The following is a 19030-nucleotide window of genomic DNA, read 5'->3' as shown; positions in this document are numbered from 1 at the left end:
ACGCACCAAAAACATTTGGTAGCATGTCAGCCTAATAAGGGTGTTTTATTTGTGTCTCATTCTGCTATGTCAGTCTAAGCCTCGGCAGCTTTTTATTGAATCATGGATACTGACAGCGTGTGCTGTTCATTATCAACGACATATAGATTGTTTTCGCCCTTTATCACGAATTTCGTCTGTTTCTCGTTCATCATGACATTCTGATCAGATAACCCAAGTGTAGAAGGGGATATTGTCATCAACTCATGGAACACAATGGTATCCGCACGACCATCTCGAATGACATAATCCGTTTTTTCTGTAGTCAATCGTTGAACAGTGTCTCCTTGATCGCTTTTTACAGAGATCAGTGTTGGCATTCTTTGCTCGAGTACAGATTCCTCTTTTCCAAGGAAAGAGAGTAAATACTGATAGGAAGATGCTGATGCAGGTGATACATAAGAACTGAACTGATCTACTCCAATCGATAACGACTTCAGTTCATCAGCATTTTGCAGGCCATCAGGCTTCACATAATACGTGTCCGAGGCGATTTTGATTTGAACGGTTTTTTTATTTTCAGCCATCGCTTGAACTTCTTGTCCAAAAGATAGAGTAGCAGTTGCCTTTTTCATGTCTTGATCTTGAAAAGCAGTTATTGAATCCACTACAACAATCGCTCGTCTGTCAATTTTCTTTAGATCAGAGGCACCTTTCGTCTGAGAATTCGTTGCTTGCTCGGGTGTCTCTATTTTATTTGGTGAAATGGCACCAAATGTTGCGAGTGTACGAAGCAGGTGATCCGAAAACATTGACAGCGCAAGTAAGATGGTCAAGACTGTTAAAACCGCTACTTGAAACGCTGGTCCAAAAAATGTGCGTCTTTTCCCGCTATCTTCATACCGCGTGAGTTTTTCGGTCTTTTGGACACCTTTTCGGCCTTCCTTATGCTTCCGTTGATATTCTTTTTTCTCTTTCTTAGAAAGCTTGTTAAACCATTCAACAAACTCTTTGTACTCTTTTACTACCTTTTTTGTTTCATCAAACATACGCAACTCGCCATAATGCATCCAAGCGACCCGATCACAGATTTTTTGAATTTGGCTAATGGAGTGACTGACAAAGAAGATGGTCTTTCCTTGCTTTTTAAATTCTGTAATGCGATCGACACACTTTTGATAGAACGTTTGATCACCGACAGATAACGCTTCATCAATAATCAAGATATCTGGATCAATATGCGCCGAAATGGCAAAGCCTAATCGGGATTTCATTCCACTAGAATAGCTTTTTACCGGCTGATCGATGAAATCACCAATATCCGCAAATTCCACAATTTTTTCATAAAGATCATCGATTTCCTTGTTCGTCAGACCCATCATTAAGCACTTTAATCGAACGTTGTCTTTCCCGCTCAACTGATTGTTCAGCCCTGCCGCAATGGCAATTAACGAAGGCTGACCGTCCATTTCAATCTCACCACTAGTCGGGGGAATGATTTTCGCAAGAAGGTTTGACATCGTTGATTTTCCAGACCCGTTGATCCCGACAAAACCAATCGTCTCGCCTTCATAAACATCAAAGGAAACGTTACGAACAGCAAAGAAGCCTTTTTCATTTTTATTAGGAAAAAACAGTCCTTTGACTTTATCCGACTGTTTTTTATATAGGACGTATTGCTTGGATACATTTCGAAACGAAACTTTTAGTTTCATCGTATAATCTCCTTACCTTTTAAAGAAAATCAACAAATTTATTCCTAAATTTCATATGAAGCAACGAACCGACTGTTAAGAGTAGAAGGGTAATCAGCCAAAAATAAAGCGTATATTTCACATCTTGGAAGAACCATTCTCCCTTTAACAAACTGTTTCTGAATCCATCAATAATGTAGAAAAGAGGATTTAATCTTAAAATATCTCCGATCCACGCCTTGTCCCCAGTGAGTTTCTCTGATATATTCCAGAAAATCGGCAACAAGAAGAACAGTAAACGTGTCACTGATTGCAAAAGGAAGTGATAGTCTCTCACAAGTACACTAATCGTTGAATTAAACAAACTAAATGAAAACATAAACGCAATCATACATATAAAATAGTAGATATATTGTAACCAATGCGCGTCAGGGTATAAGCCATAAGATATCAACACAATCAAATAGACACCCATCATAACAAAGTAGCTAAATAAATTAGACATAATCACTACAGAGGGCAATGCACTAATCGGGAAATTCATTTTTGATACCATATTTATGCGTTTAAACACACTGTTTGATCCATCAAGAATCGTCGGACTGATAAAAAACCACGGAATTAATCCGGCAAGCATCCATATGATAAATGGAACCTCAATGTCGCCTATGACAATTGGTTGTCCTCCGCGAATTCCCAAACCAAAAACAAACCAGTAAGCCAACATTTGAATCAATGGATTTAAAAACTGCCATAAAACACCTAAATAATTCATCTGATATTTTGATTTCGTTTCATAAACAGCAAGTCGCATAATCAGCGGAAACGAGCTGATTTGCTCCTTCAAGATCGTCAACATTGCATTCATTCTAATCTTCCTTAGATATAAGTTTTTGGGCTTACTTTTTTAAAAGCACCGCTCATTATTGTAACAGATGTTGAGGAATATTTCACTGATCTCCCTCTTACAGTTAAAAGTTTAATACAATTCGGATTATTTTTTTAAGAAGATTATTCTGCCTAAAATCTTATCTAATAACTTTGTAATTAAATTCACTTCATTCATATAAATACTTTTTCCGTTCGAAGCTAGTACAAAAGAAAATTTCATGGCATGAAGAGGGATTTTAGCTTTAATTAAGGAATTGTGCCTTTTTCTAACTACCTTATCCCAAATTTTCAAGTCTTTTAAATCTTCCTCATATACAACTTTTAAGTTCTTATTTCTCGAGATTATGCAAATATGATCATTATCATTCATAGAATAATGTTCACCGCTTAAAATTCCGAAAATTTCAAAAAAACCTCTTTTTAATTTCCATTTAACGATAATTACTTTTTCTTCTGTAACTTCACCCAATTTTATTATTTTATCGAAATGAACACCTTTTCTTTTTAAAGTGATTAAATACTCTTTAATATACAATTTGAAGTTTTGTTCAAAAATAATTTTTTCATCAATATATTGTAAAACTTCGCATAATTTCTCGAAAAATTCTTTTCTCTCCAAATCATCTAAAACCTCGTATATAATAGAATTATATTTTTTAAAAAAGTAAAGCTTCATATGATAAATAATTAGATATTGAATGTAATCAATTACATAGCCGAATTCATCTATTGAGATTTTTATTAATTTTAAATATCCTTCTTGTAATAAGTTCGTATATCTATCTTTCTTATACCACGTAATATCTACTAAGGAATTATTACTTTTTCTTTTCCGATAAAAGTATTTACCTTCATGAACTAATCCATATTCTTTTTCCTGAATTAATATTTGATTTATTAATAAGGCGTCTTCCCAAAAGCTGAGGTTTGGATTAAAACCAAAATTTTTATCGTCTAAAATACATCTGCGAAAAAAAACTCCACCGATGTGATAATGTACAAAATTAAATTTTTCAAAAATATTCACTACATTTGTCTTCTCTTCAAACCGATAATTCAGACTATGTGATCCTTTTCTTGAATCGAAATAATATATAGGCAATACAGATATATTCACCTTCAAGTTACTTTCAAAAAACCTATAAACTTCTCTAAGTGTGCTCTTTGAAATTTTATCATCTGAGTCAATAAATCCTATGAAAGAAGATGATTTAGAACATTCTTTAATCCCAACATTTCTAGCAATGCTTACGTTAGGCTTGTCAATATGTCTAACTTTAATATTTTTTGGGTACTTTTTCATATAATAATTACAGATTTCTAATGAATTATCATCGCTGTTATTATCTATTAATATAATCTCAACATTTTCTTCGAAATTTAGAGATTGTCCTAGTATACTATCAATCGCTTCATTCAAATAAGTGCCTGCATTATAGACTGGCATCACTATAGAAAAGAGCATACGCAACCTCACTTTTCATTATCATAAAATTTTATTAACAATTTTTATAAATTATAGCATGCTCTCATATTTAAGTTAAGTCGGTTTCTTTTTAGTTTTATAATACTTTCACTCTACATTTCCAATAAAGATCATAAATTATACATAAAATGAAAAAGTATTACCGTGATAAAAGGATTATCGCGATAATACTCTTTGTTTGATATTATTCAAACACCACTTCCACCACTCGCTTCGATGACTCGCCGCTCTCTAAATAGCAGAACTTATCATAAAACGGTGCGAATGAAGCTGGTAATGTAAAGTTTGGCTGTTCTGTTTCTCTTACCCAGTCAATAACGCTTGCTGTATCTTTCACAAGAGGTCCTGGTGCTTCTTGCTCAAAATCGAAGTAGAAGCCTCTTAGCTTGTCGCGATATGTCTCAATGTCTGGTACATAGAACAGCATCGGACGTTTGAGGTTTGCGTAATCAAAGAATACAGATGAGTAATCTGTGATCAGTAGATCTGAAATCATGTAAAGGTCTCTGATGTCTTCATAGTGAGAGAAGTCATAGGCAAAGCCTTCATACGGACCTAAGTCAAAGTTTTCAGCGACTAAGTAGTGCATGCGAAGAATAATGATGTATTCATCGCCGATAGACGCTCTTAGTTCATGAAGATCTAAATCTAGATCAAACTTGTATTGTCCTTTTTTATAAAATTGATCATCTCTCCAGGTTGGTGCATACAAGATCAATTTTTTATCAAGTGGCAGGTTCATCTTTTGTTTGAGTGCTTTCATTGTCTCTTCATTGTTTCCATTGTGAAGGAAATCATTTCTTGGGTACCCTGATTCAATCATGGTTTTTTCGAATTGAAACGCACGTGTAAAGATTTCAGTCGAGTATGCATTTGGTGAGATGAGGTAATCCCAATTTGATGCTTCTTTTGTGAAATTCTTTTTGTATTTTTTCGTGTTGGTTCCAGGCATATGCACTTCATCCATGTCCATCGCCAGTCGTTTTAAAGGCGTACCATGCCATGTTTGCAAGTATGTTGTATGGTCTGGCTTCGGAACCCAAAGCGGTAAACGGCTATTCACTACCCAATATTCCGCTCTTGCCATGGCAAAAATCCATTTTAAAGATAGGCGATTGATATAATAGATATCTCTTTCTTTTAATGGTGCTTCATGCCCTTTTTTGACACTCCAGATCAATGTATAGTCTGGGTGATTTTCCTTCATATACTCATAAATACCACGTGGATTACAACTAAATTGTTTTCCATTAAAGCTTTCAAACACAACGGTTTTCTTTTTCACAGACAGTTTACTTGCCAGCTTAAAGGTCGTTTGGAATGTCCTTGTCACAAGACGGTTACGGACTTTTTTGATTTTGCCGACCTGTTTTTTAAATTTCTTCCACTTGCCTTTGACGTAATACTTGGCTCGGGTTTTCATTGTGTAATCATTCATTCGGATGCCAAGCGTTTGTCTTTTTTTATTTCGATATACTTCATATCTAAAAGGAATTTCATTCTTCTGTTGAATTTGGACAAGACCCTTTAATTGTTTGGATCGATCTCCTAATACAAGAGACGGTGTCGTTAAGGTCTCTTCTACTCCATTCACTTCACAGATGAATTCAACATACATTCTATAGATGTATCGCTTATCAGTTGAATACGTTAACGAGTCCAAAGGAACCTCTACTTTAAAGGGATATACCTCTGGCTTTACCCCGTCTGTTCTAACACGATCTATCTCATGTTTTGGCTCCAGGTTTACGGAGAAACGGTGCTCAATTACGGGCTCACTATTCATTTTCACTAACAATTGCGCGTTTTTCATTCGATACGCGTGTTCAGCACTTATCACACCACAATACCCATCGATACTAAGGGTGTTGTTCTTATCGAGTGAGATGTGCTTTATTTTCGTGATCTTCATTTCTCGCTTCACTTTAATAGAGATATTCCCTTTGTCTGTACGATATGGAACCGCAAGTAGCAAAGTGTCTTTATTTTCTATGAAGCTGAGTTCAGGCGTTTCAATGTCTAGCTTCAGACGACACTTATAATAAGCCGTTTCGTCTTCATCTATGACCTGCTCTTCTTCTTCTCCTAATTCAATCTCTTCGTCTTCTCCATCAGAATCATATGAGGAGTCTTCCGTTTCATCTTCACTCTCATTCTGGTCAGTCATTTCAGAAAAGTCCGTCACATATAAATTATACGTCTGGCCTTGTTCCATTTTATTCGAAAAAGAACCTTCATGCAGAACCGTTTTAAAACGATTTTCATCTAGATGTTCAAGCGGCAGATACACTTCCTGCTTTGACACTCTTTCCCGCATCTGCAAGTAAAATATGCGATCTTCTAGTGGTCTTTCATCATCTATTCTCAACACGATTTCCAATTGTTGATCATGGTTCCTTAAACTTTCAACAACACTCTTCTTCTGAACGGTCTCTTCAATCATCAATCATTTATCTCCTCTGTTCATTGAAATCTTCACTCATACTCATACACGATCTAGTTTCATCAAAGGTTTCTATTTTTCGTTCGTTTTCCAAGAATAATTCCCTTTCACTGTCTTGTAAGAAACACCATCAATCTTTGACACGCCTTTTTCATTGTATAAATGTTCGGCAACTGGCAAACGCTGAATGGTTTCATTGCATTCTTCGTCTCTCATTCTCACGTAGAAATCAACATATTTTGTTTTGTTTCGCTTTAATGCTGCCTCTATAAATGCATGTCCAATTGGGAAGGATACTTCTAGATTCTTGATCCTTTTAGAAAATAGCTCTGCATAATTATCTCGATCATATCCGACAAGCTCTAATATAACCTTTTCCTGCTTTTGAATTACGCCTTCCATCTGTAATTTCAATGAAAGTACATGATGCTCACTACTCATGTCTACCAATTTGAAATGAGTGGATTTCATCATCTGTTGTATTCGATCTCTTTTTTCACGCATGTCTATCATGTTGTGAAGTGCCGTTGTCCAATTTTCATAATAGTTCGCGATTGAATACTCTTCGGCAATCTCCTGGCAATTTTCCGAAAAGGTTCGATACTGTTCGTCGCTTTTTAGTAATTCAATGATTTTATGAGCTAGCTGCTCCACTTCATACTGCTCTACGACAAAGCCATTAAAATCATTTTTCACAAGCGTGCTAGCACCATAATCGTAATTATAAGTAATGACAGGGCATTTGTTAACAACTGATTCCATGATAGACAATGGACATCCTTCAAAAACAGAAGTAGAGATAGACATTCTAGCTGTTCTAAACTCTGCATCCGGATCTTGAGTGAATCCTTTCAAAAAGACATTCTTTTCTAAGTTTAATTGTTCAATTTCCTGTTTTAACTTTTTTTCTTGGGGACCGGAGCCAAAGATTTCAAGCCTCGCATTTGGTACTTCTTTTACGACAAATTGAAAAGAACGGATGGCATCGATCACATTCTTAATTTTCGTTAACCTCGCCATCATGAGGACCTTATTTGGGTCATGAACATAATGATCTTGCACTTGATGTGACGCACGATCTAATGTATGTGGCGTTAAATAGAATATATTTTGATGACCGAATTGTTTTGCGACATCTCTTTGTTGCTCTTCAGTGATAAAGAAGACGGCATCTATTTTTTGTTTTCTGATTTGGCTAAATAACTCCTTGTAATCAGAACGTAATGTTGTCTTTTCTGTTTCGTAGTGTTTACTGTGAATGATGGCTGCGTAGTAAGATGAGCTTCTTTTTTTCATTTGAAACACATACTTATCCTGCTTCCGGCTATCAACTAAGAAGAGCTTTTTCCGATCATTTTGATGCTGAATATTCATCAGCCACTCTTGTCTTAATGCCTTTTCACTTTTAAAGGTTTTGATTCCTTCCTGTGCATACCATACGAGTTCTTTTAATTTGTTTTTAGACGTTTCTTCAAGATATTCATATGCTTTTTTCATATACACATGCGTGTGCTGATCAATGAATATCTCTTCATACACTTCGCCTGTTTCTAGAGAGAAAAAAGACACTTTATGCAACTGCCCTTGTGTATTATATTCCTCACGCTTCTCCATTTGTTCATTTTGATGAAAGAACTCAATCGTCTCGATTTGATTTGTTTGTTCATTCCTCATGAGTCGTACAGATGGATCTTCATGGTTAAATACCACTTCATTGATATTGTCAGCTTGAAACGATGTCTGATACTGCTCTGCTGGTTTACGATTTGGTATAAGAAAGTCTATATACATATTTTTGATCTGGGTCATGTCAGGATTGACGATTTGCTTGTCGATGATACCTTTCACTTTCCGAGAGAATTCAGGATCATATGAAAAAGTCAAAAAGTGAGTTGGAATATTCTTTAATCCAAATAGTTTCGCACGTAGTAATAAAGACTTCGTCAAACCACCATATTTTTCTTTAATTTTCCCGGTAATAAAGTAATACTCCATTTCCGGAAGTTGTAGTTGCGGCTTCGTTTGACTGTGATTATTGTTATGTGTCTTTCTTCTAAGTTTGTTTAACCAATGTTGTATCAAAACATTCAACCTTTCAGTGGTGTCCATTTTAATAACTAATGCTTCGGTTTTTAAATAAATTTTAAAAGGTTATGTTAACATGAAAAAGTACTTCTCACCAAATGTTAAGAAGTACTTTTTTTCAATCTATTATAGTCCCGCAATTTCTTCCTTAATTTGTGTAGTAGAGATACCTTCTGTTCTCTTCAAATACACGACTTCACAATGCTCTTTTAAGAAATCAAATTTACCTTCCCAGTCATCTCCCATGACAAATACATCAATGTCATGCTCTTGTACGTCACGGACTTTTTGATCCCAGCTGTTTTCCGGAATGACTTCATCTACATAACGAATGGTCTCTAAAATCAGCTTTCTATGCTCGTAGCTATGATAAGCCTTTTTTGATTTTTGTAAGTTAAACTCGTCTGTAGAGATCGCCACAACCAAATAATCTCCAAGCTGCTTTGCGCGCTCCAGTAGCTTAATGTGCCCCCAGTGTAATAAATCAAATGTTCCGTAAGTAATAACTTTCTTCATTTCAAACTTAACTCCTTTCTTTCGTCCTTATTCGTCTGCCTTTGTGCAGTAAAGTTTATCTGTCATCCTATATCATCGATCAAGTTTTTTCGCTCTTCGGAACCTCATTATATCACAGCGCCCATTAAACGTTAAGCAGATGTAAAGACAAACTATTTCCAGTTTATTGGGCATTGGAGGAAAACCCCGAAAAATCAATGTTTCACTTGATATCTGTCAAATCATTTTATTAAATTGTCACGAAATTCAAAGGTTTGTAAAGTTATTGTTAATCTTTCATAGGCGAACTGTGATAAAATGATCAGTAGACGAAAAATGAATTTACAATGGACGTTTATAGATAAAAAATGGAGAAGGAGGTCAAAGTCATGCAAACAGAAGTTGTTTCTAACCTTTCGTATGTGAACGGCGATTTAGATGAATTTATGAGCTATCTCAACCAGCATCATCTGTCACAACGAAGAGGCGCTATGATTGCGACAGTGAACCCAGAGATTGGCTATGCGGTCATGAAGGATGCTTCGTACCATCAAGTCGTCTCTTCAGCGGATTATGTATTGCCAGATGGTGTAGGTGTCGTACTCATGTCACGCATAACACAAAGTCCTCTAAAGTCTAGAATTGCAGGCTTTGATGTCTTTATGTCTATGCTGGATCTTGCAAACAATCAATCTAAAAGAATCTTTTTATATGGCGCGAAAAAAGACGTGCTTGAAGCAGTTAAGCAGCGAATTGATACAGAATATCCAAATGTGGTCATTGCGGGTAGTTGTGACGGCTATCAAGCGGATAAACGATTTGTGGCGAAACAAATCGCGCGGTCAAAAGCAGATATGGTATTCGTTGCTTTAGGTTATCCTCATCAGGAAAACTTCATTTATGAGCACCGCCATTTATTTCCTCAGGCTGTCTGTATCGGTTTAGGTGGAAGCTTTGATGTATTCAGCGGAATGGTAAAGCGTGCACCACGTTGGATGATTAACACAAATACAGAATGGCTGTATCGATTGATTGTCAATCCATGGAGATGGAAACGGATGCTGAATATCCCAAAATACGCCTTTGCCGTATTGAAAGAAAACAAAGAAAAGAAACGTTACTATCCTGAGCAAGTAAAGGATCAGACAAAGCAGCTGTGAAAGACTGACATATGATGAATATACATTCGATGATTATCTCATGTTATGCGGCATTCGTCTCTTTCATTGGATGGCTAACAAGCGGCGTGAAACCACGTGAAAACCAAGTGACGCTGCTTGTTTCATTTCAAGAAAATGCAGCTGCTCTCATTCATTCCTATCAGCAACAAGCGAATATGACGATGAAACTGACCGTTCTTTACACAAAGCACGCTTCTACATTGAAGAAGGACGATCCTCATCTGTCATTTCGCTATTTTAATGAAAAAAATCCCATCCATCTCATCAGATGTATTTATACACTGCATAAGAGTAAAGTCGTCGTAACCGACAACTATTTTCTCATGACGAGCGTATTGAGACACCGTGCTGATACCACTTGTATTCAAGTTTGGCATGCAAATGGCGCTTTGAAGAAATTCGGCCTTGAAGATGCATCAAACGCTAACCGGAGTCCACGCGATATCAAGCGTTTCAAACGGGTCTATGCGTCATTCGATTATATCGTCACCGGATCGGAACAAATGAGTGAGATGTTCAAAAAATCTTTTGGCGTGACGGACGAACGTTTTCTACCTACTGGTGTACCGTTTACGGATGTTTACTATGATCAACATCCACCTGACATTGTGACGAACGATCTACCAAAAGGAAAAAAGGTGCTGCTTTACGCCCCGACCTACCGTGATTTTGCAATGGATCGCCTTGTTCTTCCTTTTTCAAAAGAACAGTTGCAAACAGAGCTAGGCGGTGACTACATTTTGCTCGTGAAACTGCATCCGGCGGTGAAACATCTAGCCAATACCGAAGCAGATGATGAGTGGATATTTAATGTGTCTGATCAACCGCTCTATCCTTTACTCCATGCCTGTGATGTACTGATTACAGATTACTCTTCTATTGTGTTTGAATATGCATTGCTTCAAAAGCCCGTCCTATTCTTCACATATGATTTAGAAACTTATCGTCAAAAACGGGGCTTAGTGGATCACTACGAAACCATGATTCCCGGAAAGGCTTGTGTAAGCAGGGAGATGCTTTTAGAGGAGCTTTTCTGTTTAAACGAATCGATGAATCAGGACAAGTTAAGGACCTTTGCAGAGGATTGGAATCAATATTCAAAAGGACAATCCAGTGAACAGCTGTTATCATTTATTGAACAGCAGCTCTTAAACAAAAAACGTCCGGCTTCTCAATAAGAAGCACGGACGTTTTTTTATTTATTATATACTGGGATATCATAATACAACGTATAGTTATCAAGTAAACTATAGAGGCTGTACATCCGATTGACTTGCTTGGAAGCCCACCCGATATCAGTGGCATATTGATGACTGGCTGTAGCAGACCAGCGCATTTTGTACAACGTATCTTGTTTATATGTCGCGTGGTGGATATAGCTAGTCCCAATGAATTTTGCCCCGCCAATAATCGCAGCTTCTGGCGTAAACCACTTCTGTTCATATGCATATTTTGCGCCAAAATAGTTTGGATTGCTATCATATGCGCCAATGCCATACATATTGTAAACAATCTTATCGTTAAATTTTGTACCGTTCGCTAAAATCGACCGTCCGTTACCCGTTTCAAGTAACGCATGTGAAATAAGATAGATTTCATTGATCCGATACGTTTTTGCCGCTGTGATAAACGCTTGTCCTTGTCCAGCAAGTATGCCTTTTCCAGCGAGAATCTTTGAATTGACTTCTGCCGGATTCAGATTCGCAGCTTCAGAGAGTTTTAGAAACTGAAAATAGGACTGGGTTCCCTCGACGATATTCACCGGATCCACATACTTTATCACCTCTGCTGCACTTGCATTTCTCCAGCCAAGATTGATCTTGATCCAGTCCCCTTCCTTCCCAAGCTGTTTCACTTTTGCTCCTTTATTGAGTATTGCCACAATGTTGCTTGCCGAACTTGAATTTGGTGTAGAACGTACATTTAAACCGTCCGTATTCACTGTTGATGTCGCTTCATTGACGTATGCCGCATACACATAAGCCGCTCCATCTGTCTGCGGTGACACCCTCATTTGTTTGGTCACCATTTCATTCACTGTTAAGTTATACTTCGTTTGCATCACCATCGGGCCATTTTTGATTTTCGTTGATGTCGCGGTCCAGCCATATTGATTTTTCACAAAAGCAATGGCTTCATTCGCTGCTGGTAGACCTGTAAAGTTCTGCGTAATGATGATTTTGTATCCCGGTTTTGTTGTCGTGGTTGAAACGACTGCTTCGTTCCGCTTTTTGAAAAATGCGATGCCTTGATCTCGTAGGGCAGTGGTCGCAATGGAACCTGTTTTGATTTGATACTGTCCGTAATCAGTCGCACCTGTCTTTTGAGCGACTGCCTTCGTATGTTGTTTCGTCAAATAGTTAAGTGCTTGATTCGCTTTCGTTTGGTTGACGGTTGCTTCCGTTGTCACCCGATATTGCTTGGCCGTCCCTGCAAGTGTTTTAGAACTGCTGGCGACGCCTTTTATTTTCAAAATGTCTTGTACCTGTTTTACTTTGTTAAGGTCAAATACAGGTGATGTTGTAAGACGATACGTTTGACTAGTCGGTTGCCCTTTTCTTGTCGTGATGGTACTTGTGATGTTTTGCGTCTTTAAGTAAGCAACACCTTGATTGATTTTCACTTGATCGGTTGCCTGATTGACAAACACTTGATAGGTGCTATCAGCTATTTTCCCTGTTTTCTTTGTTGTCGCAGACACCTTTTTCTTCTGGAAGAAAGTCGTCGCTTTTTTCGCTTGCACATCTCCCAAAAGTGCTCCAGTTACTACTTGATATGGCTGGGCAGAAGAGATTTTTTTAGATGTATAGCGCCATTTCTTTTTCTTGAAAAAAGCGACTGTTTTTGCGTGAGCTGAATCGTTTAATTGATTGAACTTCACGATATAATGTTTGGTTTTCCCTACGCGCTGCACAGCACCTGCTACGCCAGTTTGTTTCTTTATTTGCGACGCAGCTGATGTGGCTTCTTTGCTGTTTTTAAAATAGCCTGATTCTAAGCGATACACATTCTTAACAGTACCAGCCTTCTGAATCTTACCGCTCAATTTCGCTTCCTTTTGCAGTTGCGTCAGAAGTGTTTTTGCTTTTGACTGATTAGCCAAAGCAGCAGTTGTGACGGTGTAATATGGTTGACCGGCTTTTATCATTCGAAGTGTTGCATTTAATCCAGATTGCTTTTGGAATCCTTGTAAGATTGTACTCGCCTTACTTTGTCCCACAATACCGCCTGATACAAGCTGATATAAAGTGTCAGCTGTTCCTTCTGTTTGGTATGTACTGGTGACTCCGGCCTGTTTTTGAAGTTCTGTTTGAATCTCTTTGACTTTCGTTTCTGAATCAATGGCGCTTGAAATCACCTGATAGGAAGGCTGATCTTGATTGATGACTTCATACGTGCTTTTGAGTCCTGATGCTTTTGTTAGATCCGATGAGAGCTTTTGAGCCTGCTGTTCATCTTTGATTGGATCAGACACAACCTTTTGTAAAGGCAGGCGGTTACCAACTGGTGAGACGGTACCGTTTATTCCCAGCTCTTTTTTCAACGCGGCTACACTTGTGTTGGCAGCGGATTGCGAGTCATACCCTGAGGCAGTGAGCTGATAAGTCGACGTATTGCCTGACGTTTGATAAGTCGCTGTCCATTTTTTATCTTTTTTCAATGTATCAATTGCTTTTTTCACTTCTGATTCTGTTGTAAATACCTTTGAGGTGTTAATCGTATAAATAGATTGATCGACATAGGAGGCTGCTTGCACATCTTTGCCTGTGTGTAATGTCATCCCAAAGGCAGCTGTGAGTAACACCATCTTGATGGATTTTTTCACGTTACTTTTCCCTCTCTTAACTTAGCATATTGTTCTACTAATCTCTTTATCGACCAAATCCAAAGGTCTTTCAAGTCATTTATGCAATCGTTATATAGAGGAGGAAAAGTTCATTCTATTGTCATAGCGAAACGGTGATCATCACCCACAATGAGAGGAAAACTGATCTCTTTTACATAAACAAACACAACCGACTATTGGGCCGGTTGTGTTTGTTCCATATCATATAGGGGAGGAAAGGACAGCTTTCAACTCTTCCTCTGTACTGCTTTCTAACTGGCTGCCAACACCTACAGCTATTGCACCAGCCTTCAACCATTTCGGGACATCGACGGGATGAATACCGCCTGTCGGAATAAATTCAACCTCTGGAAACGGTCCTCGCAAATTTTTCATGTAGGATAAGCCGAAGGAGCCGCTAGGAAAGAGCTTTAATAAGCAATAACCGTTTGCTTTTGCCAGCATGATTTCACTTGGTGTCAGCACACCGGGTACATAGAGAATATCGTGAAACGAGACGTGCTCACCGATCATCGGAAGGTACCCAGGGCTTACAATAAATTTAGCCCCTGCATCCATGGCTGATTGCGCCTGTTCTAACGTTGTAATCGTACCTGCCCCTACAATCAATTCGCGATCTTGCCGGAAAGAGGCGATAATGCGTTCAGCATTCGGTGTGGTGTAGGTCACTTCAATGGCGCGAATCCCTTTTTTCTGTAAACGGTGAATCATCTCAATGGCTTCCATTTCACTATCAGCTCTAACCACTGCAATGAGTTTGCATGCCGCCAATTGCTCTTTAACGATCGATCGTTCTGATTTCCCCATTTATCTCATCCCCCTCCACGTGCACCCGTCTTTGATCACGCTTCGCTTTTTGTAAAAATGCTTGAAGCTCCTCTCTCGTCGGGAGTCCATCCTTGTCTCCTGGAGACATCACGGCAAGCGCCCCAATGGCATTCCCCCTTGCGACAGCTTCTTCAAATGATAAGCCGTCTAGTAGCGCACTAATGACGCCAACTGCAAATCCATCACCAGCTCCGACCGTATCAACGACGTGGTCGACTTGAAACCCTTCCACTACCCCTTGACCGGCTGCACTTTTATAATAGGCGCCTCCTGCCCCGAGCTTCACCACGACTAGCTTGACACCTTTTTGTAGATACACATCCGCAATTTCTTCAGGGTGTTGAAGACCGGTGAGCTGCTTTCCTTCTGCAAGCCCTGGGAAAAACCAATCCACTTGAGAAGCAAGCTGGTTCACTGTATGAATCATGTCTTCCTCCTCTTCCCATAACTGAATTCTTAGATTCGGATCAAATGAAATGGTTTTCCCTGAATCTTTCATCACTTGTAGGGCATGAAGAGAAAACGCTCTCATTTCATTAGAAAGTGCAGGAGGAATTCCTGTCATATGCAGATGACCTGCTCGCTTGAAATAACTGAAAGGGAAGTCGCTTGGGTTCATCGTACTTGCTGCAGATCCCTTGCGATAATAAGTGACATCCGGATCTCCATCGAGCACTTTTGATTTGAGCAATATCCCTGTCTTTGCCCCATCATTTGACCGGAGCACTGCCTCTGTGTTGACACCTTCTTGTTGAAGCTCCTCTAGAATGTATGTGCCAAGTGAGTCTGCCCCAACTTTACTCATCCAGCCAACATCAAACCCTAACCTCGCCAAACCGACTGCTACATTACTTTCTGCACCAGCAAGCGCTTTTTGAAATGTATTCACTTGATGAAGCTCTCCCACTTCCTTTGCGTAAAACATGGCCATCGACTCTCCAAATGTTACTGCATCCAACGCTTTCACTCATTTCTCCCCTTCCTCAGTACCGGTTTCAAATGATTTCAAAAAGAGAGAAGTACGCACATCTGTATACTCCTCTGTCCAATCTTTATAATGATTTTCTGACGATGATTTCTCCGTCCAGTTGAATGGTTTGAGGCGCACTCTCATCCCCTTCAAGACGCATTTTAATTTTTTGCATCGCTGCTTTCCCCATGTCATGAGACGGTTGTGCCACCGTTGTGATGCCTGGACCAATCAGTTTATACCACTCTGTATCATCAAACCCCGCAATGCCTATTTCCTCTGGAATGCTAATCCCTAGCTCCACCAGTTCACTGATCAATTTGAGCATCAGTAAGCCATTTCCTGCTAAGATCGCTTTTTTCTGGTTGACTGTTTGTAAAAAGTGGCGAACTTCCTCTCGCATTTGTTCCTTTTGTTTCAGATCAATTTCTACAACGATCGGCTTCTTATTTTTACTTAATACAGTCTGCACATATGCATCTTTCCGCTCTTCTCGTGGGCTAATTCCTTCCACCGGTTCAGAGAAAAAAGCAATTTGTTCATAGCCTTTCTCATCCATTTGTTGAAGAAGACGGATGGTAATATCACGGTTATTCGTTGTCACTGTGTCGACTTTAAGTTCTGGCAATTTACGATCAACAAGCACAATAGGAATACCGCTTTTCTTGAAATCTTGCAAAATGTCATTGTTTTGACCCGTTGTATTGATGATCAGCCCCTCAATATAATGGGCATTCAGCTTTAAGAGCATTTCTCGTTCCTTCTCCGGACGATTATCTGTGTTACAGACCATAATGCTATACCCGTATTGATCACAGATTTCCTCAACCCCGCGAAGCGTAGCCACAGAAAATGGATTCGTTATGTCAGCAACAATAAAACCAATGACCTTGCTTTTTCTCACTTTGAGCCCTTGCGCTAACTGACTCGGACGATAATGAAGCTCATCAATTGCCTTCTTAATTTTTTTTACTTTTTCCGGAGAAATTTCATTCGTTTTGCCATTGATATACCGGGAAACTGTCGATTTAGAGACACCGGCATAAGCGGCGACTTCGTTAATTGTCACTTTTGTTTGCTTTTTCTCTTTCATTCAGATAACTCCCATGTTTCACGTCTCATTTGTTTCGAAACCGATTTCAAATCATTTCAAAAAAATCATACCACAACTTTTTTAAAACAAGAAGGTTTTTTTGGAAGAAATGCCAATCCCCCTTCTTTATTAACAAAAAAGAAAACGATTTCAAAAAGGAGGTTGACGCCACTCCCTTTTTCCTCTAATATTTTCCTTGAAACCGATACCAAAATAAATCAAATGATGTTTAGTTGAAAAGGGAGGCTATCAGAATGGAAAATCGTTATGCTGTACATCCTGAGCAGGTCAAACGCTTTACGACAGAAGAGCTTCGTCGTCATTTTCATATTCCTACGTTATTCGTGAGTGGTGAGTTGAAACTATACTATTCGCATGAGGATCGTGTAGTCATTGGCGGGGCGATGCCGAAAACAGAACCAATCAAGCTGGATGCTGGTGACTTTTTACGCACAGATTATTTCCTTGAAAGACGGGAAATTGGGATTGTCAATGTCGGAGAGCAAGGCACCGTAACCGTAGACGGAGAGTCTTTTGTGTTAGAGCATAAAGACTTCTTATATATTGGACTTGGACATAAAGATGTACAATTTGCTAGTTCAGCAGATCAGCAGGCCAAGTTCTATCTCGTATCAGCAAACGCTCATCGGGCATATCCTACTCAAAAGGCAGCCATCGCTGAGTTAACTCCGAATCATTTAGGTGAAGCATCCGCATCAAATGTACGAAACTTGTATCAAGTGATCCATGCAGATGGTATTCAAAGCTGCCAATTAATGATGGGGATCACACAGCTTGAAACGAATAATACATGGAATACAATGCCTGCCCACATACATGATCGGCGCATGGAAGTGTATTTATATCTTGATGTGGATGAAGATGCACGCGTCTTTCACTTTATGGGAGAGCCGTCAGAAACGAGACATCTTGTTGTCGCAAATGAGGAAGCTGTCATTTCACCAGCTTGGTCCATTCATTCTGGCTCAGGCACAGCAAATTATTCCTTTATTTGGGCGATGGCTGGCGAAAATTATACATTCAAGGATATGGATTTTGTCCCAATGGACCAGTTGAGGTAGCCGAATGACAACAACATCATATGTATCGTCCCTCTTTTCACTTGAAGGAAAAACAGCACTTGTCACAGGTCCTGGAACTGGCATCGGCCAAGCGATTGCAGTGGCCCTTGCACGTTCTGGCGCTCATATCATCGGCACGTACCATCACACACCACTTGAAGAAACCAAATCTCTTGTGGAACAGGCAGGCAGATCATTTCATGCGTATCAAATTGATTTTGCTGATCCATCTTCTGCCCAAAAGGATGTTGATGCCATTTTAGACACGCATTCCATTGATATATTAATCAATAATGCTGGCACGATTAAAAGAGAGCAAGCCGCTCATTATGCTGAAGAGCATTGGCATCAAGTCATCAATGTGAATATGAACAGCCTCTTTTTCCTGACACAAAAGGTAGGACAGCAGATGCTGCAAAAAGGGCACGGAAAGATCGTCAATATTGCCTCCCTCTTATCTTTCCAAGGTGGGGTCTTTGTCCCTGCTTATACAGCAAGTAAGCATGCTGTCGCTGGACTGACCAAAGCCTTTGCCAATGAATGGGCGAACCATCATGTGCAGGTGAATGCAATTGCTCCTGGTTATATTGCAACAAACAACACACAAGCCATTCGTGACGATGCCAACCGGAATGAAGAAATTCTCAAACGAATTCCTGCCGGACGATGGGGAAAACCGGAGGACTTGGCGGGTGCAGCCATCTTCCTTAGTTCACCTGCTTCAGACTATATGAATGGTCACATATTAGCCGTTGATGGCGGGTGGCTTGCACGATAAGTATATTGAGAGGATTCCTGTAAGGGAGTTCTCTTTTTTATTCGAAAAAGATGTGTTTGAGAGAAAATACTTCTGACTCTTTTGTATCATTTTATTTCCAAGACAATACGAGTTTTACGTTCAAACTCAACCCATAACCGATTTAAAGTCAAAACATGAAATTTGAATCATTTAAATT

Annotated in this window: 14 protein-coding genes; 4 read left to right on the top strand and 10 right to left on the bottom strand. The window is 39.1% G+C overall.

Going from position 1 to position 19030, the window contains the following annotated elements; all coding sequences use genetic code 11:
- Positions 1-92: 92 nt before the first annotated feature.
- The 6 genes from tagH to tagD all read right to left on the bottom strand — a co-directional run bounded on the left by tagH (position 93) and on the right by tagD (position 9094).
- On the bottom strand, positions 93-1694 hold the full coding sequence (gene tagH / locus AB1K80_RS01670) for a teichoic acids export ABC transporter ATP-binding subunit TagH (RefSeq protein WP_412854873.1): 1602 nt from the start codon (positions 1692-1694) through the stop codon (positions 93-95).
- A gap of 19 nt (positions 1695-1713) precedes the next feature.
- A complete protein-coding gene (locus AB1K80_RS01665) occupies positions 1714-2541 on the bottom strand; it encodes an ABC transporter permease (protein ID WP_412854872.1) in 828 nt (275 codons plus the stop codon).
- A gap of 126 nt (positions 2542-2667) precedes the next feature.
- Complete coding sequence (locus tag AB1K80_RS01660; RefSeq protein ID WP_412854888.1) at positions 2668-4011, bottom strand: glycosyltransferase family 2 protein; 1344 nt, start codon at positions 4009-4011, stop codon at positions 2668-2670.
- A gap of 223 nt (positions 4012-4234) precedes the next feature.
- Positions 4235-6493: a CDP-glycerol glycerophosphotransferase family protein gene (locus AB1K80_RS01655; protein ID WP_412854887.1), complete on the bottom strand. Its 2259-nt coding sequence runs from the start codon at positions 6491-6493 to the stop codon at positions 4235-4237.
- Positions 6494-6565: 72 nt separating this feature from the next.
- Positions 6566-8575, bottom strand: a complete 2010-nt coding sequence (locus AB1K80_RS01650) for a glycosyltransferase (protein ID WP_412854871.1) — start codon at positions 8573-8575, stop codon at positions 6566-6568.
- Between the two features lie 129 nt (positions 8576-8704).
- Positions 8705-9094, bottom strand: a complete 390-nt coding sequence (gene tagD / locus AB1K80_RS01645) for a glycerol-3-phosphate cytidylyltransferase (RefSeq protein WP_008343212.1) — start codon at positions 9092-9094, stop codon at positions 8705-8707.
- A gap of 368 nt (positions 9095-9462) precedes the next feature.
- On the opposite strand from tagD, the gene AB1K80_RS01640 reads away from it, so the two are divergent.
- Together AB1K80_RS01640 and AB1K80_RS01635 are read left to right on the top strand one after the other, a co-directional pair.
- Positions 9463-10233: a WecB/TagA/CpsF family glycosyltransferase gene (locus AB1K80_RS01640; RefSeq protein ID WP_412854870.1), complete on the top strand. Its 771-nt coding sequence runs from the start codon at positions 9463-9465 to the stop codon at positions 10231-10233.
- 11 nt (positions 10234-10244) lie between these two features.
- The gene (locus AB1K80_RS01635; protein ID WP_412854869.1) at positions 10245-11432 is read left to right on the top strand and encodes a CDP-glycerol glycerophosphotransferase family protein; all 1188 of its coding nucleotides are present in this window, start codon (positions 10245-10247) and stop codon (positions 11430-11432) included.
- A 17-nt stretch (positions 11433-11449) separates the two neighbouring features.
- Here the strand turns inward: AB1K80_RS01635 and AB1K80_RS01630 are convergent, their stop codons facing one another.
- The 4 genes from AB1K80_RS01630 to AB1K80_RS01615 all read right to left on the bottom strand — a co-directional run bounded on the left by AB1K80_RS01630 (position 11450) and on the right by AB1K80_RS01615 (position 16992).
- Positions 11450-14080 (bottom strand): SPOR domain-containing protein, encoded by a 2631-nt coding sequence (locus AB1K80_RS01630; protein ID WP_412854868.1) that lies wholly within the window; start codon positions 14078-14080, stop codon positions 11450-11452.
- Positions 14081-14302: 222 nt separating this feature from the next.
- Entirely contained in the window at positions 14303-14908 is a 606-nt protein-coding gene (locus AB1K80_RS01625) for a bifunctional 4-hydroxy-2-oxoglutarate aldolase/2-dehydro-3-deoxy-phosphogluconate aldolase (protein ID WP_412854867.1), read from the bottom strand.
- On the bottom strand, positions 14880-15896 hold the full coding sequence (locus AB1K80_RS01620; RefSeq protein WP_412854866.1) for a sugar kinase: 1017 nt from the start codon (positions 15894-15896) through the stop codon (positions 14880-14882). The genes AB1K80_RS01625 and AB1K80_RS01620 overlap by 29 nt, the downstream gene beginning before the upstream one ends.
- Positions 15897-15981: 85 nt before the next feature.
- Entirely contained in the window at positions 15982-16992 is a 1011-nt protein-coding gene (locus AB1K80_RS01615) for a LacI family DNA-binding transcriptional regulator (RefSeq protein WP_412854865.1), read from the bottom strand.
- Positions 16993-17246: 254 nt separating this feature from the next.
- Here AB1K80_RS01615 and kduI point away from each other — a divergent pair, with 254 nt between their 5' ends.
- Positions 17247-18074, top strand: a complete 828-nt coding sequence (kduI, locus tag AB1K80_RS01610; RefSeq protein WP_412854864.1) for a 5-dehydro-4-deoxy-D-glucuronate isomerase — start codon at positions 17247-17249, stop codon at positions 18072-18074.
- Between the two features lie 4 nt (positions 18075-18078).
- A complete protein-coding gene (gene kduD / locus AB1K80_RS01605) occupies positions 18079-18852 on the top strand; it encodes a 2-dehydro-3-deoxy-D-gluconate 5-dehydrogenase KduD (RefSeq protein ID WP_412854863.1) in 774 nt (257 codons plus the stop codon).
- The last annotated feature ends 178 nt before the right edge of the window (positions 18853-19030 follow it).

The sequence above is a fragment of the Bacillus sp. 179-C3.3 HS genome (assembly GCF_047229225.1).
In the GTDB taxonomy this organism is placed as follows: Bacteria; Bacillota; Bacilli; order Bacillales; family Bacillaceae; genus Bacillus.
This window is presented reverse-complemented; position numbering and strand designations above follow the sequence as displayed.